19 protein-coding genes are annotated in these 21966 nt (G+C 42.0%); 14 read left to right on the forward strand and 5 right to left on the reverse strand.

Annotation, left to right across the window (positions count from 1 at the left end; all coding sequences use genetic code 11):
- The first annotated feature begins 20 nt into the window (after positions 1 to 20).
- From I4Q58_RS00530 to I4Q58_RS00545, 4 genes are read left to right on the forward strand one after another with little or no spacing between them, the layout of a single operon-like run.
- The gene (locus tag I4Q58_RS00530) at positions 21 to 3320 is read left to right on the forward strand and encodes an amidohydrolase family protein (RefSeq protein WP_203292652.1); all 3300 of its coding nucleotides are present in this window, start codon (positions 21 to 23) and stop codon (positions 3318 to 3320) included.
- A gap of 7 nt (positions 3321 to 3327) precedes the next feature.
- Complete coding sequence (locus I4Q58_RS00535) at positions 3328 to 3639, forward strand: hypothetical protein (RefSeq protein ID WP_203292654.1); 312 nt, start codon at positions 3328 to 3330, stop codon at positions 3637 to 3639.
- Positions 3617 to 4273 (forward strand): ATP-binding cassette domain-containing protein, encoded by a 657-nt coding sequence (locus I4Q58_RS00540; RefSeq protein WP_203292656.1) that lies wholly within the window; start codon positions 3617 to 3619, stop codon positions 4271 to 4273. Before I4Q58_RS00535 ends, I4Q58_RS00540 begins: the two co-directional genes overlap by 23 nt.
- 20 nt (positions 4274 to 4293) lie before the next feature.
- Positions 4294 to 5310: a hypothetical protein gene (locus I4Q58_RS00545; protein WP_203292659.1), complete on the forward strand. Its 1017-nt coding sequence runs from the start codon at positions 4294 to 4296 to the stop codon at positions 5308 to 5310.
- A 68-nt stretch (positions 5311 to 5378) separates the two neighbouring features.
- Here the strand turns inward: I4Q58_RS00545 and I4Q58_RS00550 are convergent, their stop codons facing one another.
- Positions 5379 to 5999: a fasciclin domain-containing protein gene (locus I4Q58_RS00550; RefSeq protein WP_203292661.1), complete on the reverse strand. Its 621-nt coding sequence runs from the start codon at positions 5997 to 5999 to the stop codon at positions 5379 to 5381.
- A 211-nt stretch (positions 6000 to 6210) separates the two neighbouring features.
- Here I4Q58_RS00550 and I4Q58_RS00555 point away from each other — a divergent pair, with 211 nt between their 5' ends.
- Both I4Q58_RS00555 and I4Q58_RS00560 read left to right on the forward strand, forming a co-directional pair.
- A complete protein-coding gene (locus tag I4Q58_RS00555) occupies positions 6211 to 6588 on the forward strand; it encodes a LysM peptidoglycan-binding domain-containing protein (protein WP_203292663.1) in 378 nt (125 codons plus the stop codon).
- 71 nt (positions 6589 to 6659) lie between these two features.
- Positions 6660 to 7424 (forward strand): sulfite exporter TauE/SafE family protein, encoded by a 765-nt coding sequence (locus I4Q58_RS00560; RefSeq protein WP_203292665.1) that lies wholly within the window; start codon positions 6660 to 6662, stop codon positions 7422 to 7424.
- Between the two features lie 39 nt (positions 7425 to 7463).
- On the opposite strand, the gene I4Q58_RS00565 is transcribed toward I4Q58_RS00560, so the two are convergent.
- Complete coding sequence (locus I4Q58_RS00565) at positions 7464 to 7949, reverse strand: Hsp20/alpha crystallin family protein (RefSeq protein WP_203292667.1); 486 nt, start codon at positions 7947 to 7949, stop codon at positions 7464 to 7466.
- 505 nt (positions 7950 to 8454) lie between these two features.
- On the opposite strand from I4Q58_RS00565, the gene I4Q58_RS00570 reads away from it, so the two are divergent.
- From I4Q58_RS00570 to I4Q58_RS00580, 3 genes are all read left to right on the forward strand, one after another.
- On the forward strand, positions 8455 to 9000 hold the full coding sequence (locus tag I4Q58_RS00570; RefSeq protein ID WP_203292669.1) for a LytR/AlgR family response regulator transcription factor: 546 nt from the start codon (positions 8455 to 8457) through the stop codon (positions 8998 to 9000).
- Positions 9001 to 9066: 66 nt separating this feature from the next.
- Complete coding sequence (locus tag I4Q58_RS00575) at positions 9067 to 9720, forward strand: dioxygenase family protein (protein ID WP_203292671.1); 654 nt, start codon at positions 9067 to 9069, stop codon at positions 9718 to 9720.
- 15 nt (positions 9721 to 9735) lie between these two features.
- Positions 9736 to 10260, forward strand: a complete 525-nt coding sequence (locus I4Q58_RS00580) for a hypothetical protein (RefSeq protein WP_203292673.1) — start codon at positions 9736 to 9738, stop codon at positions 10258 to 10260.
- Here I4Q58_RS00580 and I4Q58_RS00585 read toward each other — a convergent pair.
- Positions 10247 to 11710 carry a MoxR family ATPase gene (locus tag I4Q58_RS00585; RefSeq protein ID WP_203292675.1) on the reverse strand — a complete coding sequence of 488 codons (1464 nt, stop codon included), beginning with the start codon at positions 11708 to 11710 and terminating at the stop codon, positions 10247 to 10249. The genes I4Q58_RS00580 and I4Q58_RS00585 overlap by 14 nt on opposite strands.
- Positions 11711 to 11930: 220 nt before the next feature.
- Positions 11931 to 13070 carry a vWA domain-containing protein gene (locus I4Q58_RS00590; RefSeq protein WP_203292677.1) on the reverse strand — a complete coding sequence of 380 codons (1140 nt, stop codon included), beginning with the start codon at positions 13068 to 13070 and terminating at the stop codon, positions 11931 to 11933.
- Positions 13071 to 13188: 118 nt separating this feature from the next.
- Here I4Q58_RS00590 and I4Q58_RS00595 point away from each other — a divergent pair, with 118 nt between their 5' ends.
- From I4Q58_RS00595 to I4Q58_RS00610, 4 genes are all read left to right on the forward strand, one after another.
- Complete coding sequence (locus I4Q58_RS00595) at positions 13189 to 16425, forward strand: WD40/YVTN/BNR-like repeat-containing protein (RefSeq protein WP_203292679.1); 3237 nt, start codon at positions 13189 to 13191, stop codon at positions 16423 to 16425.
- Between the two features lie 11 nt (positions 16426 to 16436).
- On the forward strand, positions 16437 to 18362 hold the full coding sequence (locus I4Q58_RS00600; protein WP_203292681.1) for a S9 family peptidase: 1926 nt from the start codon (positions 16437 to 16439) through the stop codon (positions 18360 to 18362).
- Positions 18363 to 18443: 81 nt separating this feature from the next.
- Entirely contained in the window at positions 18444 to 19112 is a 669-nt protein-coding gene (locus I4Q58_RS00605) for a DUF2490 domain-containing protein (protein WP_203292684.1), read from the forward strand.
- 2 nt (positions 19113 to 19114) lie between these two features.
- Positions 19115 to 20335: a bifunctional alpha/beta hydrolase/OsmC family protein gene (locus I4Q58_RS00610; protein WP_203292686.1), complete on the forward strand. Its 1221-nt coding sequence runs from the start codon at positions 19115 to 19117 to the stop codon at positions 20333 to 20335.
- On the opposite strand, the gene holA is transcribed toward I4Q58_RS00610, so the two are convergent.
- Positions 20332 to 21336 carry a DNA polymerase III subunit delta gene (holA, locus tag I4Q58_RS00615; protein ID WP_203294284.1) on the reverse strand — a complete coding sequence of 335 codons (1005 nt, stop codon included), beginning with the start codon at positions 21334 to 21336 and terminating at the stop codon, positions 20332 to 20334. The two genes, I4Q58_RS00610 and holA, sit on opposite strands and share 4 nt — an antisense overlap.
- Before the next feature lie 48 nt (positions 21337 to 21384).
- On the opposite strand from holA, the gene I4Q58_RS00620 reads away from it, so the two are divergent.
- On the forward strand, positions 21385 to 21831 hold the full coding sequence (locus I4Q58_RS00620; RefSeq protein ID WP_203292688.1) for a type I restriction enzyme HsdR N-terminal domain-containing protein: 447 nt from the start codon (positions 21385 to 21387) through the stop codon (positions 21829 to 21831).
- Positions 21832 to 21966: the final 135 nt, after the last annotated feature.

Below are 21966 nucleotides of genomic sequence, written 5' to 3' on the forward strand. Positions count from 1 at the left end.
AGCGTCCAATTTTCAACATCATGACGCGATTTATCCTTTGTGCACTATTGCTTGTATTCACGCTTCAACTACAAGCCCAAAAAAAGAAAAAAGATACAGCAGAAACCCCTGAGTGGAACGTGGCCGAGCCAGGCTACGATTTCAACTATAAAACCCACAAGTTTACTACTGATGAAGGGACTTGGATGAACCTGGACGTGAGTCCCGACGGAAAAACCATCGTCTTCGATATGCTTGGCGATATTTATAGCATGCCTATCTCCGGCGGAAAAGCGAAAGCCTTGCGTACTGGGATCCCTTTTGAATTGCAACCACGATTTAGTCCAGATGGTTCTAAAATCTCCTTTACTAGCGACGCTGGTGGTGGCGATAATATTTGGGTGATGGATGCCGACGGAAGCGATGCAAAGCAAATCACAAAGGAAGACTTCCGATTGTTGAACAATGCGGTTTGGATGCCGAACGGAAACTATCTTATTGCTCGGAAGCATTTCACTTCAGAGCGTAGCTTGGGTGCGGGTGAAATGTGGCAATACCATATCACTGGAGGAAGCGGATTGCAACTTACCGAACGTAAAAATGACCAACAGGACGTAAATGAACCATTTGTCTCTCCTGACGGAAAGTATCTCTATTATGCTGAAGATGTATATCCTGGCGGTTATTTTCAATATAACAAAGATCCAAACGACCAAATTTATGCTATTAAGCGCTACGATTTTGAAACAGGTGAAACCGAAACAATCACTGGTGGTCCTGGAGGTGCCGCGCGCCCTGTCGTATCGCCAGATGGCAAAAAGCTAGCATTTATCAAACGCGTTCGAACAAAAAGCGCACTATATCTTCACGATTTGGAAACAGGTGAAGAATGGCCTATTTACGATCAGCTGAACAAAGACCAACAGGAGGCGTGGGCAATCTTTGGTGTGTACCCGAATTTCGATTGGATGCCAAACAGCAAGGAAATCGTGTTTTGGAGCGGTGGAAAAATCAATCGTATTAATATTGAAAGCCGTGATGTAACCGAAATTCCATTTGAAGTCGATGTTAAAATCGATTTGGCCGAAACGGTCCACTTCACCAATCCTATTGAACGCGATCGCTTTACACCAAAGGTTATCCGTCATGCTGTGACCTCCCCTGATGGAAAAATGCTTATCTTTAATGCATTGGGGCGCATTTGGAAAAAGGAACTGCCCAATGGCTCGTCTACGAGAGTAACATCAGGCACCGATTTCGAGTTCGAACCGGCCTTCTCCCCAGATGGTAGCACAATAGTGTACGTCAGCTGGAACGATCTTGGAAAAGGTGCCATTTTTACGGTTCCTACTTCAGGTGGTACTCCGACGAAACTTACTTCAGAAAAAGCAATTTATAGAACGCCAAGCTTCGCTCCTAACGGAAACCAGATCGTATTTAGGAAAGAAGATGGTAATACCGATCAAGGCTTCAGCTTCACCAAAAGGCCTGGTATTTATACCATGAATACACAAGGAGGTAATGAGCAATTTGTGACTAAGGATGGCGAATACCCAACCTTCACCAAAGATGGAAATCGAATTTTTCTTCAAACCGGCGGTACGTATTTTGGTGATCTGACAAAGAAACTGATCAGTGTGGACTTGGAAGGAAATGACGAGCGCGAGCACATCACATCCAAATATGCCAATCGATTGGTGCCAAGTCCGAACAACGAATGGATCGCCTTTACCAACCTTCATAAAGTCTTTGTAGCTCCGTTGGTGATGAATGGCCAGACTATCGACATCGACGACAAATCGAAGGCGGTACCCATATCGCAAGTAGCAAAGGATGCTGGTATCAACATTCATTGGAGTCCGGATAGCGAAAAGGTGATGTGGACCTTGGGTGACGAATACTTCAGCAATGCACTAGAGAATCGTTTCACCTTTTTGCCCAATTCGCCAGAAGAAGTTCCTGACATGACTACGGAGGGAATCAAAATTGGACTTACAGCTTCCGTGGATAAACCACAAGGGAAAATCGCTTTCACCAACGCACGTATAATTACCATGAAAGGCGATGAAGTGATTGAAAACGGTAGTATCGTGATTGAAGGAGACGAAATTGTTTCCATTGGTAAAGCGAATTCAGTTGCAATTCCTACCGATGCGAAAGTGTACGATACCAGTGGAAAAACCATTATGCCGGGAATGGTCGATGCCCATGCGCATGTGGGAGCATTTCGATACGGACTTACCACTCAACAAAATTGGCAGTTGATGGCGAATTTGGCCTTTGGAGTAACCACCTCGCACGACCCTTCTGCCAACACGGAAACGGTGTTCACCTTATCAGAGTTATTGAAGTCGGGTGACTTAATCGGGCCGAGATTATACTCAACAGGATTTATTCTCTACGGTGCCGATGGTGATTTTAAGGCTGTTATCAATGGTCTTGAAGATGCGCGAAGCAGTATTCGCAGAACCAAGGCCTTTGGAGCTAAAAGTGTGAAGAGTTACAACCAGCCACGTCGCGATCAGCGTCAGCAGGTATTGCAAGCCGCTCGAGAAGAAGGTATCAACGTCGTGCCTGAAGGTGGTTCGACATTCTTCCATAACATTTCGATGGTTATTGATGGTCATACGGGTGTAGAACATAATATTCCGGTCGCTCCCGTATACAAAGATATTCTGGAGGTTTGGGGTGAAAGCGGTACCGGCTACACACCTACCCTCATCGTGAATTATGGCGGTATGAATGGTGAATTCTATTTCTATGAACGCGACAATGTGTGGGAGAATGAAAAGTTGCTTCGCTTTACACCGAGAAGTATTATCGACAGTCGCTCGCGCCATAGAATGAAAGTGCCTCAAGAAGAATACAAAAACGGCCATATCTTGGTTTCTGAAACCGCGAAGGAAATGAGTGATGCTGGCGTAAAAGTGAATATGGGCGCCCACGGACAGTTACAAGGACTTGGTGCTCATTGGGAAACCTGGATGCTGCAACAAGGTGGAATGACCAATCTAGAAGCGTTGAAAGCGGCTACCATTAATGCAGCAGAATATATCGGTGCTGGTGAGGATATCGGTTCCTTGGAAAAAGGAAAATTGGCCGATTTGCTGGTGTTGACCGATAATCCATTAGAAAACATTGAAAACACCACTAGTATTGAAATGGTGATGAGCAACGGTCGGTTATACGATGCTGAAACCTTAAATGAAATCGGAAACCGTAAAAAAGAGCGTGAACCTTTTTGGTGGGAAAATGAAAAACACAACCAAGCTTTTCCTTGGCATCAAGAAAGTGAAAGCTTCTTGGTTCCGGGCTGTGGTTGTCATATAGGCCATCAATAGATTGTCTATGTTAATACGCGCCTATTGGAATTTTTATAAAGAGCTGCTGACCTTTATCGCTGCCTTTGCGGTACTTTCTATTCTGCTATTTGGGATGCTTTGGGGCTATTTGCTATTTATTACAGTTGGATTGGCTATCGGGTTTCTAGGATTCGAGATGTTTTATAAGGAGCAATATTACTTCTACTTCAACCTCGGACTCACACGAAAGAAACTATTGATTGTATCATTTTGTGTGAATGCTATCCTAGGACTTCCGATCCTTGGGTTGCTTTCACTACTAATTCAACTACTGTTTGGCACTACTTCACTCCTCTAATATTCATAAATCCTTTGGTGCTAAAACCATATTGCGAGAAGTATCGCTTTCATTGGAAACCGGAAAAATTGTGGGTTTGCTCGGACGAAACGGTTCCGGAAAATCGACGTTATTGAAAATTTTGTTTGGAACGCTTTCAGCAGAACGTATCAAGCTTCAACTAAATGAAAAGGAAATTCTTCCTTCGGAAATAATTCCTAATCGCTATATCGCTTACGTTCCGCAACATTCGTTTTTACCTTTACAGTTGAAGGTTCGTGATGTTATTCCCATTTATCTTCAAGGTGAAAAGCAACAGGATATGGTTTTTTATGATGAAGAAGTGGCAAAATTGACAAATAGAAAAGTGGAGGAGCTATCTGAAGGCGAACGAAAATATGTTGAAACGGTGCTAATTGCTAATGGTCCTCATCCTTTTCTGATGTTGGATGAACCCTTTTCGATGCTGGAACCACTACAAATTGAGCGATTGAAAAGTTTTTTACTTCATCAAAAAGAACGGAAGGGAATTTTGGTCACCGATCATTACTATCAAGATATCATGGCGATTTCAGATCGACTTCACCTACTCACAAACGGAATGTTAGCGTCGGTGGAAAACGAAAATGATTTACGGAAGTTTGGCTATCTTTAACGTATATATATATTTTGACCATGCGCATTGCTTCTATTTCTCGGTCCATCGGTTTTGTAATTGGAGTGCCGCTATTGCTACTCGCCTCGCTATTTTTCGTCGGTAGCGCTACCCTACTTCAACAGCATTCGACACTTCCTTTAGCTATTTCGATCGATGTCCTGATGACGATACCACTTGTCTATTTTCTTCTCATCAGGCGAACGAGTATCCCCAACCTTACCATTATACCTTTTACGATAGTATGTTTTTTGGTAGGACACTATGTTTTACCCGACAATCAGCATCGGTATTTAGATTTATTTCAAACCTACGGGTTGCCTTTATTGGAACTTGTGGCGATAAGCTTTGTAGGAATCAAGGTTTATAAGATAATACATTCCTTTAAGAGCCATAACCATATTCCAGATGTTTATGATGCGATTACAGCAGCCGTACGGGAGTCTTTCCCAGCGCGTGTCGTGCCTATTGCAAGTTCGGAATTCGCGATACTTTATTACGGATTTATAGCATGGCGAAAGCGAATAATTGGGGCTGGGGAGTTCACCTACCACAAAAAGAATGGGATTGTTTCTACTTTTATTGCTATTCTGGTTATTCTAACGATTGAAACGGCCGTGCTTCACCTACTATTGGACAAATGGAATGGTGTCGTCGCATGGATTGTAACGGGAATTAGCATTTATACTGGGCTACAGGTGCTGGGCATTATGAAATCAATTCCCAGAAGACCTGTTCAGATAAAAGACGGAATGGCAATTCTACGATTTGGCATCCTGAAAGAGACAACTATTGATATTTTGGATATCCTTCACATTGAAAACAGGAAACCATCGCTTTCAGAAGAAGACAATAAAGCACTTAGTATCGGACTTTCGGGTCCGCTGCTGGAGGATAACATTGAGATTAAACTTAGAAAACCAACCACCGTCAATATGTTATATGGCTTGCGTCGGAAGAGTGATCATATTTCATTGTATGTTGACAATCCTTTGGAGTTCATCGCGGAGGTTGAAGCCATTCGAAAGACTCCGTGAAAATTGGATATAAAAAAACCTCACAGGTTTTGAAAACCTGTGAGGTTATATTATTCAAATCTAATTGATTATCCTTTTGGCATAACCACTTTATCGATGGCATGGATAACTCCGTTGGAAGCATCAACATCTGCCATTACAACAGTTGCTTTATTTCCTTTCGCATCGGTTACCATCACTTTATCACCATCTAGTGATAATACAAGATTTTCCCCTTGTAGGGTGGTTACACGATATTTGTTATCGTTATCCTTAATCGCTTTCATCACGTCAGCGGCTTTCCATTCACCACTTACTACGTGATACTTCAACAATCCTTGAAGTTGGTCTTTATTTTCATCCTTCATCAAATTATCCAAAGTAGCTTTCGGAACAGCATTAAATGCATCGTTGGTAGGAGCAAATACAGTGTATTCACCTTCACCCTTAAAAGTTTCAGCCAATCCAGCTTGTTTCAAAGCATTTACCAAGGTGGAGAATTGATCGTTATTCATCGCTTTCATTGCGATAGTATTATCGTCAAATTCCTGCTGCGCTTTCATCGCATCTTCTTCAGCTTTTTTCTGAGCCTCCATTTCCATACGATCTGCTTCAGCCTTCGCCTCTGCTTCTTCTTTCTTTCCATCGTTACAAGCAGTGAAAAGCATTCCCACTGTTGTAAGTGATAAAATTATTGTTCTAAATTTCATAGCGTTGATTTTTAAGTTTGAAACAAAGATACATCTGAGTTTCATAACGCAATATTAAAGGGCTATAATATTACGTTAAAATTACTGAAATATAGAGGGTTAGCAACGATATGAATTTGTTATCTACGAGGCTCGTTATGAACGAAATATCGACTGTTATTTTTTGAAGAAAATCGTATCTTTAAAACATAAACACTAAAAAAGCACAATCATGGTTAAACAGAAATATCAAAGCGTTCTCGATTTAGGTGAAAAGTTGAAAATTCAAAATGGTGATGTTCAGGTGGAGGGAAACACCCTAAAAGTATGGGGAACGGCAAATACACAATATCACAAAGATCTTTTATGGGATGAAATTAAACGTCACGGTGGCGAAAATCCTAGCGATATCATGGCCGATATCAAGGTGGCCGACACTACTGCTTATGCGTACCATACGGTTGAAAAGGGCGAATCGCTTAGCAAAATCGCCAAGCACTACTATGGCGACCCGATGATGTACCAACGTATCTTTGAAGCGAATCGTGACAAATTGGATAATCCAGACCTTATTCATCCTGGACAGGAGCTCATTATTCCGAACCGATAAGAAATTGATATCTATTTTGAAGCCGTCACTTTAGCAGTGACGGTTTTCTTTTTAATCCTTATTTTGAAGCTATGGTCGAACTGCTATCATCCATCTCTCCCTGGCTATTGGTCGGACTCTTCGTTTTGGGTGTGGCTACCTTTACACTATCGACCATCAGTGGCGGCGGCGGTGCCTTGATGCAGATCCCCATCCTTAATTTCCTGATCGGAACGTCCCAAACCGCTCCCGTTATCAATCTAGGAACGTTTATCAGTCGGCCCAGCCGTATCATAATTTTTTGGAAGCATATTGTTTGGTCGGTATTTTGGTATTATGTGCCTGCTGCTATGATTGGGGCTATACTTGCCGCTTGGGTTTTTACTGAAGTGAAGATTTATTGGATTCAAATTGTGGTCGGATTGTTCTTGGTAAGTACCTTTTTTCAATATCGGTTTGGGAAGAAAGAACGTTCTTTCGATGTGAAACTATGGTATTTTATTCCGCTAGGATTTCTTATTTCCATTATCGGAACCTTCACTGGCGGTATGGGTCCTATCCTGAATCCCTTTTTATTAAATTATGGAATCGAAAAGGAATCGTTGGTCGGAACCAAATCGGCCCAATCCTTTTTTTTGGGAATTGCTCAGGTAGGTAGTTATGCGTTCTTCGGATTATTGACAGGTGAATTGTGGATTTACGGCCTGGCACTCGGACTTGGGGCTATTCTCGGAAACCTATTTGGAAAATGGCTACTGGAGCGAATGAGCAAACTTCATTTCAGAAGATGGGTAATTGCTATTATGGTAATTAGCGGGATTGTACTAATCGTAAGAGCTGTTCAGGGATTGGTATAAAAAAAGGCCGCTTTCGCGACCTCTTTTGGCTTCCAAAGTTTAGGAAATTTTGATGGTTCTCGCTGGTTTCTTCTTCGCTTCTTCTTTTTTAGGAAGGTGAAGCTTGAGTATCCCGTCGGAATATTGGGCTTTAATCGCCGCATCATCGACCGATTCTGGTAGCGTAAAGCTTCGCTTGAAGGAAGAGTAGCCAAACTCTTTTCGAGTGAAACTATCGTCCTCCCTTTCCTTTTCACGTTCTACTTCTGAAGAAATGGTAAGGACATGATTATCGATTTCTATATTGAAATCATCTTTTTTCATTCCCGGTGCGGCCAATTGCACTTTGTAGGCATCGTCCTTCTCTGAAATATTAACCTTCGGAAGGCTCATGCCCATATTAAAATTCGATTGGAATACACTGGGCAAATAATCGTTATGGAACAATTCGTCTAACCACGAAGACCAAGTGGGCTGTGCTCCAGTCATGCCTGATTTTCTAGTTGCCAAACTGCCATTCTTGTTTGATTTTACAAGGGTTGTCATAATCGTAAAAATTTTAGTTCAACATTCAGTTACGATATAACATCAGCAAATTAATTGCCAAATAGATTTAAATCGGTGCGTGTCAGTTTCTGTTTAAAAAGTTTTCAAAAGAAAATTGAAGTTTTTGAAAATACTTTAAAAATCTGACTGTCAGAAGTTGACGTAAAATGAAAAAATGTCAGTTATTATTTCAGGAATCAGTTTGTCGATTGATAGTGAAGTAATCACGTCCATTATTTATTTGTATCTTCCTAAAAATTAGAAAGAAATGCTTCGATTTTCAGAAACTACGGTGCGAAAAATAGTATTTGGCTTGCCTTTAATATGTTATCTATTAACCATGGTTCAAGATCGCTTGCATTCTTGGGTAAACGACTATAGTTTCTATATTACGGAATCGGCCCTTTTTGCAGTGTGGTGGCTGTTATTTTTTCCTTCCGTATATCTCCAACGGAGATTTGCTAAAACTTGGCGTCGGTTTCCCCACTGGACGATACCTCCCTGTTTGATCGTACTAAGCGGACTTCATCTTTTAGTGTTTTCAGTATCGGTTGTCGCTATCTCGACATTCCCGCTATACGAACACCCATATTCTTTCAGCAAAGTTTTCGGTTATGGTCTTGCCAACCAATTATGGATCCTGTTTTTAGCGTACATGGGACTGTATTTTTATATCATCAAAAAAGTAAAAAGAAACCTGCGAAATCGGAATCGTAAAAGTCGCATAATGGTATCAGTGGCTTCGAAACGTATTTTTATCGATTGCAATGCTATTCAATATATACAAACCGAGCGGCCCTATCTTGCCATACACACCGCTGAAAAGACCTATTTACATGCAGATACCCTAACAAATATGAAAGAAAGGCTGAAATTGGAAGGTTTTATCCAAATTCATCGATCATGCTTGGTAAATGAAGTCTATATAAAAGCTATGGTTTCTCGCGGAAATGGCGACTATGATTTGGAATTGCACTCTGGAAAAGTGCTTCGGTTAAGCCGAACGTATACGCAAAATTTTAGGAATGTGTTTTCTTTCGCCTCGACTTAGCCCAATCCTAACACGGGTAAGCCTATTTCGGTTGTATCTATAAAATTTCCTTTACAATTTTATGATATGAAAAATTTTCAACACATACTAATGCTAGTCGTCGTAGCTACTTTTTTTGGAAGCTGCAATGGCCAACAACCATCTAACGATTTCAAACCAACAAGAGAAGATATTGCTGTTGGCGGGCCTTTTGAAAACCGGAACCTTATCTATTCCGAAATGCCCAAAACTATCAAGTCAGTCGATACCAGTCCGGGTTGGAAGCAGGATACCCAAAAGCTTCTCATAACCGGAAAAATTTTAAAAAAGGATGGTAAAACACCAGCTCCAAATGTGGTGTTATATTATTATCATACCGATATTTCAGGGGTCTATCCTACTCCTGATAGTTTGCCAAAGAATCTTCGCCCCCATGGTGCCATTCGCGGTTGGGTACAATCGGATGCAGAAGGTAACTATGCTATTTACACCAGTATGCCTGGAGCATACCCGAATCGCAACACTCCCGCCCATATTCATCCATCCATTAAAGAACCTGGCATACAACACTATTGGCTCGATGAGTTCATATTCGACAATGATCCCTTGGTAACTACTGAATACAGAGCAGCCATGCGAAATAGAGGTGGAAGTGGTGTTTTGCGAACGGTTAAACGCGATGGCATGTTGATAGCAGAGCACAACATCATATTAGGACTCAACATTCCTGGCTATCCATGAAGAGATGCTACCGCTATGGGTGGACTTCAGGTAGGTGAAGACCTGACGTCGTTTACGCCTTATCATGTCTTTGGACCGGATATCGGTAGCAAAACCTGCCCGATTTGTAAATATGGTCGGTTTCAGGGCATTCTTTATTTCGTGGGAAATAATCCGGATTGTGATGCTATTGTGGAGTGGCTTTCGTATTTCGAATTCTTGGCTGAACAACAAACTCCATATTTAAAAGTGTACTTTGTTTATGGCAATGAAAATAAATCCTTTGAAAAACAAAAATACTTTATGAGGGATATTGGCACCCGACTTCAACTGAAACATACGGCTCTGACCATTGTTCCTTCTTTGAAGGATACGATCTCAAATATTCACAAACTACAGCTTGACCCAACAAATAAGAACACAATATTCTTATATAAAAGAAGCAATATCACGGCTATTTATCATGATCTACCCCCTTCCACAGAAAGTTTTAAAATGATTGAAAAACAGCTAGAAGACTTCTTCAGCCCGTTATTTCATCTTCAAATTACAGATCACTGATATAACCGCCATACACATCCTTAAACTGAACGCCATCGCCTAGATTGAACTTACTAAGCTTGTTGTATTCTACCAGCGCCCAAAGTACCATCTCCTTCATAAATGGCCGGTCTTTCTTCTCTACATCTGGTACATGCGTATCAAGCAAGCGATCTAAAGGCTCAATTTTATCCAATTGTCGCTTATAATCGGTTTCGTTTAAAGTATCTAACAATTCAAAGTTACTTTCATCAAAAAACCATTGCACAACTTCAGCATACGGATCGCGGTCGCTTTGTTTCTGTAGCTTTTCAATCTTCGGAAAATATTCCTCAAACTGAGACTTCACCGCTTTTGAAATAAGCTGCTCGGCAACTTCGACAGCACCTTCCTGTTCCCCTTCATATACCAATTCAACTTTTCCTGTAATAGCAGGCACAATTCCCATAAAATCACTCAACCGAACCGATGTCTTTTCTTCTCCAATTTGCAGCGCCCTGCGTTCGGCTGTACTCAATAAGTTTTCGAAGGCTGTAATACTCAATCGAGCACTTACGCCACTTTTCACATCGATAAATTCACTATCGCGTGCCTCAAAACTGATCTGTTCCAAAATATCCCGTGCCAATTCCGGTACATACACATGACTTTTGACTTTAGCAGCTTCTGCGGTTTCTTGCTCCGTTATGGTTTTGGCGATCTCAATATCGTCTGGATAGTGCGTCAAGATTTGCGATCCGATACGGTCCTTCAGCGGCGTGACAATACTTCCACGATTGGTATAATCCTCAGGGTTGGCCGTAAAGACAAATTGTACATCCAACGGCAATCGAAGTTTAAAGCCTCGAATCTGAATATCGCCCTCTTGCAGGATATTGAAAAGTGCTACCTGAATTCTAGCCTGTAAATCTGGTAATTCGTTGATTACAAAAATACAGCGATTTGCACGTGGAATCATTCCAAAATGGATGACGCGATCATCAGCATACGTCAGTTTCAAATTGGCAGCCTTTATCGGGTCTACATCACCGATCAAGTCGGCTACGGTAACATCTGGTGTCGCCAGTTTTTCAGTGAAGCGCTCTTCACGATGCAACCAAGTAATGGGCGTATCGTCTTCTTTTTCTTCAACAAGTTCTTTTGCATAGCGGGAAAGCGGGTGAAACGGATCATCGTTTATTTCGCTTCCCTTCACCACGGGAACATATTCATCTAACAATCCCACCATCTGACGTGCCAGACGGGTTTTTGCCTGTCCACGTAGTCCTAGGAGATTAATATTATGTTTTGAAAGAATGGCGCGCTCCAACTCGGGTATCACGGTGTATTCGTAGCCATGGATACCTTCAAAAACGGTTTCCTTCTTCATCAGCTTCTGAAGCAGGTTCCGTCGCAGTTCCTCTTTTATGGTTTTCGGTTCGTAGCCAGCTTCTTTTAGTTGACCGAGGGTGGTGATATTTTCTATGTTCATATTTGCAATTTTCTTTTTCTGACATCCCCCTCTCTCCCCCTTCAAAGGGGGAAGATCCTTTAGGTGAAGACCATCAGAAAAGATGTTTTTATATTAAATTTTAATCTCTTCCTTATTTTGAGTTGCTGAATCGAGTTCAGCAAGGCAAAATACCTTAACATCCATCATTTCAACCTTTATCGCTATTCCATTCTTCACTTATCTATTCTCTCAAGCGCAATTACCGTATTCTTTTTCTTCGGTTAGTTTCGTAATCAGTGAAGATCATTTCACCTAATCCTTTCAAACCGGTATAAAATGCCTTTCCTTGATTTGCAGCGGTGAAATGATCCACAAACTGCATCAAATAGGGATCTTGAGCAATCATAAAGGTTGTGATCGGAATATGAAGCTTCCTCGCCTGTCGCGCCATCATATAGCATTTCCTCACGATTTCAGGATCCAAACCAACGCTATTTTTATAGTATTGCCCATCGGAAAGCTGCATACAGCTAGGTTTTCCATCCGTAATCATAAAAATCTGTTTGTTAGTATTTCGCTTTCTTCGCAGCATATCCATCGCCAATTGTAAACCAGCGACGGTGTTCGTATGATAGGGGCCCACATTCAAATAGGGCAAATCCTTTATTTTGATTGGCCAGGCATCATTTCCAAAAACCAGAATATCAAGTGTATCCTTTGGATAGCGGGTAGTGATCAATTCGCTCAAAGCCATTGCAACCTTTTTCGCTGGCGTAATTCGGTCTTCACCATAGAGAATCATGGAGTGACTGATATCAATCATCAGCACAGTACTCATTTGCGATTTATGGGTCGATTCCTCTACCACCAAATCGTTTTCATTTAGGTTGAAACCGTCGATACCATGATTTATCTGAGCATTCTTCAAACTTTCAGTCATGGAAATTCGGTCCAGTGGATCGCCAAATTGATAGTTTCGAAATTCACCGGCCTGCTCATCGCCCTGTCCGATATACTTGGTCTTATGGTTTCCAGAACCACTTCGCTTAATCTTCCCAAAAATCTGGTCTAAGGACCGCTTTCGAAGCGAGCGTTCCAGTTTCTCTGTCATTGTATTTTTTCCCTCTCCTTTTCCGGGACCAGCACCATTAGGTTGAATTTCCTCACGGATATAACCTTTCTTTTTTAAATCTTCTATAAAATCGTCGATGGTATATTCGTCGGTAGTCAAGGAATATTCTTCATCCAACTGACGTAGCCAATCGATGGCCTCATCAAAGTCGCCCGAGGTATGGGTAATCAATTCCTGAAAAATATCGAAAAGTCGCTCAAAGGGAGTCTGTTCCTTAGGGGTATGCTTGGTAAAGACAAACCCCGTCGGTCTATTTTTCTTCTTCATACCTTAAAGATAGGGGTTTTAATCGACTTTTTTCCGCGGTATTAACAGCCTTTTAAGACTTGCTATTTCACATTTTCTTAACTTTAGAAATTCAACTATTCTTCAATCAAAACCAGACATGAAAAAAAATTTTCTTCTAGCATTTTTAATCATTTCTTCAGTATCCTTTTCACAAGAACTTCCCATGGACATCCTAAAAGACATGGAACCCCGTAATATCGGTCCTGGGGGAATGTCGGGTCGTGTTACCGCTATCGATGTGGTGAGCGACGATCCCAATGTTATGTATGTGGGAACGGCTTCGGGTGGCCTATGGAAAAGTACCAGTGGCGGTATCGACTGGAAGCCTATTTTCGATGACCAGCCAACAGCGTCCATCGGGGCGGTAGCCATACAACAGGATAATCCATCCGTAATATGGGTAGGAACTGGCGAAGGAAACCCACGCAATAGCCTTAACGGTGGCTATGGTGTTTATAAGTCGCTGAACGGTGGAAAGACATGGCAATCGATGGGCTTGGCGAAAACGCGTCATATTCACCGTGTTATCATTCATCCGAACGATCCAAATACTGTGTACGTCGGTGCTATCGGTTCTCCTTGGGGCGAACATCCCGAACGTGGGGTCTTCAAAACCACCGATGGGGGAAAGACATGGAATAAAATACTTTTCGTCAACAATAAAACAGGTGTTGCCGATATGGTGATGGACCCGAACAACCCAAATAAAATCATGGTCGCAATGTGGGAACACAAGCGCGATCCCTGGTTTTTCACTTCTGGTGGTGAAGGTTCAGGGCTACATGTAACCTATGACGGTGGGGAAACCTGGGAAGAACGCACCGATGCCGATGGTTTGCCAAAAGGCGACTTGGGACGTATCGGAATTGCTATTTCACGAAGTAATCCGAATCGTGTATATGCGCTGATCGAATCGAAAAAGAATGCCTTATATAGAAGTGAAGATGGAGGCTTCAATTGGAAGAAGATTAACGATGATATGGGTGAAATTGGAAACCGGCCGTTCTACTACGCCGAAATATACGTCGATCCTGAAAATGAAAATCGTCTGTATACCATCTTCACCTATGTAAATGTATCTGATGACGGTGGCAAGAGTTTCGACGAACTGATGCCCGCCTATGGTGTCGCGAATGGCGTTCACCCAGACCACCACGCGTGGTGGATTCATCCGACCGACGGTAGTTTTATGATGGATGGGAACGATGGCGGACTGAACATTACGCACGATCGCGGAAAGACTTGGCGCTTCATCGGCAATTTACCGGTAGCTCAGTTTTATCATATCGCGGTCGATAATGAGTTTCCCTATAATGTCTATGGTGGAATGCAGGATAACGGTTCCTGGCGCGGACCTGCGTATGTTTGGAAAGACCAAGGTATTCGAAATAGCTATTGGCAGGAAATCTCATTTGGCGACGGTTTCGATGTAGTCCCAGATCCTGATAATAGCCAGTATGGCTGGAGTATGAGCCAGCAGGGATATGTTAGTCGCTACGACCATATCACCGGAAATAACTATACGGTTCGTCCGACGCATCCCGATCCAGATATGCAGCTTCGTTTTAACTGGAACAGCGCTATCAATATTGATCCCTTCAACAGCAATACGCTTTATTTCGGAAGTCAGTTTGTGCATAAAAGCATCGATAAGGGACTGACGTGGGATGTTATCTCTCCCGACTTAACGACGAACGATCCTGAAAAGCAAAAGCAAGGCGAAAGTGGCGGCCTGACAATGGATGCGACAGGTGCTGAAAACCATACAACAATTTTAGTGATTGAGCCTTCTCCACTTGAACGCGGAATGCTCTGGGTGGGAACCGACGACGGAAAAGTGCATTACACCAGAAATGGAGGTGAAAGCTGGACGGATGTATCAAATAACCTTCCCGGTTTGCCAAAAGGAAGCTGGATTGCACAGATTAAGGCAAGCAATAAAACGCAAGGCGAAGCTTTGTTAGTTGCCAACGATTATCGTCGCTTCAACTACACTCCCTATGCCTACCGTACAAAGGATTATGGAAAAACATGGACGCGTATCGTAAACGAAGATGATGTCATCAGTTATGCCCTGAGCATCGTAGAAGACCCTGAAGAACGCAATTTATTGTTCTTGGGAACCGACGATGGGCTATACATTTCTATGGATGCTGGAAAAACCTGGCAGAAGTATACAAAAGGCTTTCCTACGGTTTCGGTAAAGGATTTGGTGATTCATCCACGTGAACATGATCTGGTTATTGGTACCTTCGGAAGAGCCGCTTGGGTGTTGGACGATATTCGTCCGCTGCGTGAAATTGCAAGAAACAATTCGGTATTAGACCAAAATATTAAAGTTTTCTCCCCTCCTACGGCCTATCAAGCAGCCTATCAACAGCCTACTGGAAGTCGCTTTGGTGCAGATGCGATGTATAATGGGGAAAACCGAGAGTATGGTGCACGTATCTCCTACTACTTCAAAAAAGAGGATAAAAAGGATGAAGAAGAATCCAAAAATGAAGTTGAAGGTGAAGATGAAGAAGATGATAGTGAAGAAAATACTTCAACAGCAAAGGATATGGAAGGGAAGCACAAGGACAGTGTCTATATGCGGATTTATGATGGCGAGCGACTAATTCGAACGCTAAAGCAGAAGAAACCAGATAGCACAGGAATCTACACCTGGCGTTGGTATATGGATGAAGCGGGCGTAGACCGACCTTCTCGTCGAAATAGGGAACGTAATCGCGAACCCGGCGGTACTGAAGTGAAGCCTGGCACTTATAAAGTTGTGCTGAGTTTGGGCGAAGAAGAAACCGAAACAATGATTACGATAAAATCGGATCCTCGATTGGATGTCCCTCCTAATGCCATAAATGAACGGTATGAAGCTTCAAAGAAGCTGGAAAAAATGACGCAAGCTGCTGCCGATGCGGTATCGCAATTGGTGGAAAGCAAGGAAACAGCAGAAGAACTTCGTAAAAAATTAAAGAAAGAAGACGATGAAAAATACGAAGCTGAAATAAAGGCCAGTAAGGAAATCGTGAAGCAAATTGATAGCATTATTGCTTTTTATCTTGGAAAAGAGGATGACCGTCAGGGTATCACTAGAAATTCCGATCCAACCGTAATGTCGCGTATACAAGCAGCCTCCTGGTATTCCGGAAGTCGACCAAATGGTCTAACTGCCACTGAAAATCGATTGATGGAGCAGGCGAGAACCGCTTTACAAAGTGCCTTGGAGACCACCAACAACTTTTTTGTAACCGAATGGTCCGAATATCGGTCTACTATGACACAGATAGAGCTCTCTCCTTTTAAGGAAGTGGAGACCATAACAATAGACGACTAAAACCAATAATCATGAATAAGGTAGCAACAATTCTCATTCTGAGCAGCATCCTTTTTATAGGCTGCAAAGATGACCCCAAATCCGATGAAACGGCCAAGACTGAAGAAGTAGACATTCAGCAATATACGATCGAGCAGTTTATGGACAATGAAAATGCCTTTGCAAATGGGTATTCCCCAGACAAGAGTAAGGTCTTAATGACTAGCAATAGAAGTGGTATATATAATATGTATACTGTCCCTAGTACTGGTGGTGAAATGATACCTGTAACAAAGTCGGATAGTGCTTCGGTGTATGGGATATCGTATTTTCCAAATGATGACCGTATTCTTTTTCGTATGGATGGCAATGGCGATGAAATCTTCAAGATTTATGTGAAGGATGGTGAAAATATTCAAGCCCTAACACCAACTGAAAAAGTTCGCGCCCTTTTCAGAGGGTGGTCGAAAGATGGCAATAGTTTCTTCTACGGAAGTAATGAGCGCGATTCAAAATATATGGATCATTATGAAATGAACGTTGACGACTTCACTTCAACACTACTCTACAAAAATGAACATGGAATGCAATTTGGGGGTATGAGCAGTGATCGAAAATATATCGCCTTGACCAAATCGATCAATACCAACGATAGCGATTTGTATTTGCTAAATACCGAAACGGGGGAACAAATTAAGGTGAATGACAGCATAAGTGGAAATCAAGCCCAGGATTTCGCTCCAGATAATTCAGCGCTGTATTACACCACCGATGTAGGGGAAGAATTCAGCTATTTGATGAAATATAATATTGAAGATGGCACAAAGGAAAAAGTGACCTCGAAAGATTGGGATATCGTATCGTTCTATTTCACTCATAATGGCACCTATCAGGTAATGTTTACCAATGAAGATGCTAAGAATGCTATCGAAGTAACGGAAGTCGCAACCGGAAATGTTATCGATTTCCCGAGTGAAGAGGGCCAAAGTATTACTGGTGCCAATTTTTCAAGAGATGAAAGTATGGCGCTTTTGAGCATGGGGGGATCACACACGCCCACTAATTCATATAGCTATAATCTGAAGACAAACGAATTACATCAGTTAACAGATGTCTTGAACGATGCTATTGAAGGCGACGATTTAGTCGCCGCCGAAGTGATTCGCTATAAATCGTTCGACGACTTGGAAATTCCGGCCATTTATTATCTTCCAAAGCAGGCTTCTGCCGAAAACCCTGTTCCAGCCCTTGTTTGGGTTCACGGAGGCCCTGGGGGGCAGTCGCGCCTTGGCTTCAACAGTACGATTCAATATTTAGTAAATCATGGCTATGCCGTTCTCGCCGTGAACAATCGTGGAAGCAGTGGCTATGGAAAATCTTTTTATAAAATGGATGATCAAAACCACGGCGATAAGGATTTAAAGGATGTAATCGCTGGTAAGGATTGGTTAGCCGAACAAGAAGCAATCGATGGTGAAAAGATTGGCATCATAGGAGGTTCCTATGGTGGTTTTATGACAATGGCCGCCCTAGCCTTTGCACCAGAAGAATTTGATGTAGGTGTAAATATTTATGGCGTTACGAACTGGCTTCGTACGCTGAAAAGCATTCCACCATGGTGGGAATCCTTCAAGGATGCCCTTTATACTGAAATGGGCGATCCCAATACAGCCGACTCGGTTCGGTTACGGGAAATTTCTCCTTTATTTCATACCAAAAATGTGACGAAGCCTTTAATGGTGTTACAAGGTTCGCAAGATCCTCGCGTATTACAGGTGGAAAGCGATGAAATCGTTGAAAACGTCAAGCAGAATGGTGTACCCGTAGAGTATGTATTATTTGAAGATGAAGGCCATGGCTTTGTGAAAAAAGAAAACCAGATTGAAGCCTATGGTAAGATCAAAGAGTTCCTGGACAAATATCTCAAAGGGGAAGGTCAGACCGGAATGGATAATTAATGAAACACTCGGTGATTTCGAGAGCCCTGCCTGCCGGCAGGCAGGGTTCTCAAAACCACCTTATAATGCTAAAAAATTACTATGCTAAAGAACACTATTGCCTTATTTCTATTATGCTTATTACTTACAAATTTTCAAACCCAGGCCCAAGAAGACGAAGTTGGAGCTTGGTATATCGTAGCCAGTAATTCGAAATTATCGGAAAAATTTAGTTTTCAGTTACAGACCCAGTTTCGGTTTTACGAACTGGCTTCAGAAATAGAACAATTTAAAATACGGACCAGCGGAACCTATAAATTTAATGAGAAGGTTTCAGCCTCCTTGGGATATGCCTATTTCAGAAACGACCCCTCCTACTTAATGGAGACACCCGAGGAGTTTGATGAGCACCGATTGGTGGAAGATGCTCACCTTTCTAGTTCTTGGGGAAAGTTGGGTATCAAACATCGCTATCGAATGGAGCATCGATTCTTTCCAACACGAGACCCGCTTCATTGGGCGCGTTATATGCTGAAGCTTACGTATCCTCTAGGAGGTAGCTTTTCGGCCGATGTATATGATGAAGTATTTATCAATTTACAAAAACCACTTTTTGGTCAGAATTGGTTTGGGGGTGGAATTTCCTACAAAGCCAGCGATTTGCTGAAGGTACGTGTGGGCTATCAGAATATCACCTTTGAAAATGCAGCCCTCGATAGGCTCTTGGTGGGCATCACCTTCACACCAGATTTTACCGATAACGATTCGTAATTATGAAATCGAGCAAATTAACATTTACCAATAAAGACGGAAAAGAATTGGCCGCACGCTTAGATCTGCCGGCCGATCGCGATCCACACAACTTTGCCATTTTTGCGCATTGCTTCACCTGTACCAAAGATTTTTCAGCGGTTCGCAATATTTCAAGAGCGCTTGCTGCTGAAGGATTCGGCGTACTGCGTTTCGATTTTACAGGATTGGGCGACAGCGATGGCGATTTTTCCGAGACGAACTTCTCGAGTAATATTGAAGATTTATATTGTGCTGCTCGGTTTTTAGGTGAAAAGTACAAGGCTCCTTCCCTATTGGTAGGACATTCACTAGGCGGGGCTGCTGTTATTTTTGCCGCAGCGGAAATCGATTCCATTCTAGCTGTAGCTACTATTGGCGCGCCCAGTAATCCGACACATGTACAAAAACAATTGGGCGATCAATTGGAGAAAATTCATGCCGATGGTGAAGCGGAGGTCGAATTGGCCGGACGACCGTTTACGTTTAAACGTCAATTTTTAGAAGATCTTGAAGAATTATCCTTGCCTGAAGTAGCGAAGAATCTACGAAAAGCATTGCTTATCATGCATTCGCCACAAGATAATACAGTATCGATTGATCATGCTGAAAAACTCTATCGCGCTGCCCACCATCCAAAAAGCTTCGTAACATTGGATGGGTCCGAACACTTATTAATAGGGAAAGCCAACGCCGCCTACGTTGGAAAAGTGATAGCGGGATGGGCTACGCGCTATATTCCAGTACCAGCACCTGAAAAAATAAAATCGAGTAATCAGGTAGTGGCTAGCTTAGACGATGATGACGGCTTTACAACCGTATTAAAATTAGGTTCCCATTACATGAAAGCAGACGAACCCGAACGCGTTGGAGGAAATAATTATGGTCCAACTCCCTACGAGCTTTTAGCCGGTAGTTTATCGGCCTGTACTGCCATGACCCTTCAGATGTATGCAAAACGCAAAAAATGGAACTTAGAGAACGTCGAGGTACATACAAACTATTCTCGCGACTACGCTACAGATTGTGAAGCTTGTGAAACCGATAAAGCTAAAATCGATACCTTTAGCAGGGAAATCAGTATGGAGGGTGATTTAGATGAAAAGCAAATAGCGCGATTATTGGAAATTGCCGATCGCTGTCCTGTTCACAAAAGCCTAAAAAGCGAAACACAGATTATTACCACGCTTCGAGAAGAAGACTAATTGAAAATCTTCACCAGCAATTCTTTTAAAAGATCGCCCTCCGGAACATTAGCAGCTCCTACTCCTTTGCTTTTAAGATCAGTTTCCCGAATTAGCCCTATGATGGCACTTACCTTTTTAATAGGGAAGTTTCGCGCTGCTATTTGATAATCCTTTATAAAGTAAGGACTAACCCCAAGTGCTCTAGCAGCATTCGATTTGTCGTTCAATGTGTGATATCTCATCAACTTCGCAAAAAAACTATAGAGTAAGGCAATGGTCATAACTAAGGGATGGTTTTTTTGATTCTGACCAAAATACTGGACAATGCTAAAGGCTTTTTTTACATCCCGTTCCCCTATGGCATTCTGTAACTCGAAATTATTGTAATCTTTACTTATTCCGATGTTCTCTTCGATAACCTGTGGGGTTATTTGTTGACCGGGTCTTAGGATAAGCTGCAGTTTTTCGAGTTCATTATTCACCTTGGCGAGATCATTTCCCAAAAACTCTGTTAGCATCTGTGCAGCTTTGTGCGTAATGGTATAGCCTCTTCCAGCCAAAACTTTTCGTATCCATTCCGGAACTTTGTTTTCATATAGCTTTTTGGTGTCCAAAACCACTCCGGTTTTAGCAATAGCTTTAGAAAGTTTTTTACGCTTATCCAGCTTTTTGTATTTATAACATACTACCAAGATTGTGGTCGACTGTGGGTTATCTGCGTATGGCGTTAGGTTTTCTATGGTTCGGGAAAGGTCTTGTGCTTCCTTTACTATAACCACCTGATATTCGGCCATCATAGGGAAACGCTTGGCTTGACTTATGATATCCTCTACCGATATATCGCGACCATACAACACCATTTGGTTAAAACTCTTTTCTTCTTCTGAAAGAACTGTGTCTTCAATGAAATCGGAAATGGTATCGATATAGTAAGGCTCTTCTCCCATTAAGAAGTAAATAGGCTTTATATTGCCTTTCTTGATATCCGAAATTATGGTATTGACCTTATCGAGAGACACCGAATCGTAGGGGGTTTTAGTATTTTTGCTAAAAATTGGAATTCCTTCATGCAAGAACTCAATTTTCCAGCGTATTCGTTTCGCATCAAAAATACCAAAAACAAACCGTCCATTTTTGATGTCATCCGAAAAAAATTTATTATCCTTACCCCCGAGGAATGGGTTCGACAACATGTACTTCATTATTTGCTGAATGAGTTAAAATATCCACGTTCGCTCATCAATGTAGAAAAGCAGCTAAAACTCAACGACACCCTCAAACGCTATGATATCGTCGTTTTCAAACCAGATGGTAGTTTGTTTCTTCTTGTGGAATGTAAAGCTCCATCGGTATCCATCACCCAAAGCACTTTCGATCAGATAGCACGGTATAATTTGAGTCTTCAGGCTTCTTATCTTATGGTGACCAATGGTTTGCATCACTATTATTGCACGTTGGATTATCACAACGAATGCTATCATTTTCTTAGGAGCTTGCCATCGTATGGATATTAAAAAAGACCTATCAGATATAGCTCTGAAATAGGTCTTTTTAAGTAGGATGGCATGTTTCTTTTTAGGGACACTGGCTAGTGTTTACTGTATGTTTCACACCTATAATCCTACTTCTATAATAATTCAAAAATGATA

Source organism: Luteirhabdus pelagi (assembly GCF_016827595.1).
GTDB classification, from domain to species: domain Bacteria; phylum Bacteroidota; class Bacteroidia; order Flavobacteriales; family Flavobacteriaceae; genus Luteirhabdus; species Luteirhabdus pelagi.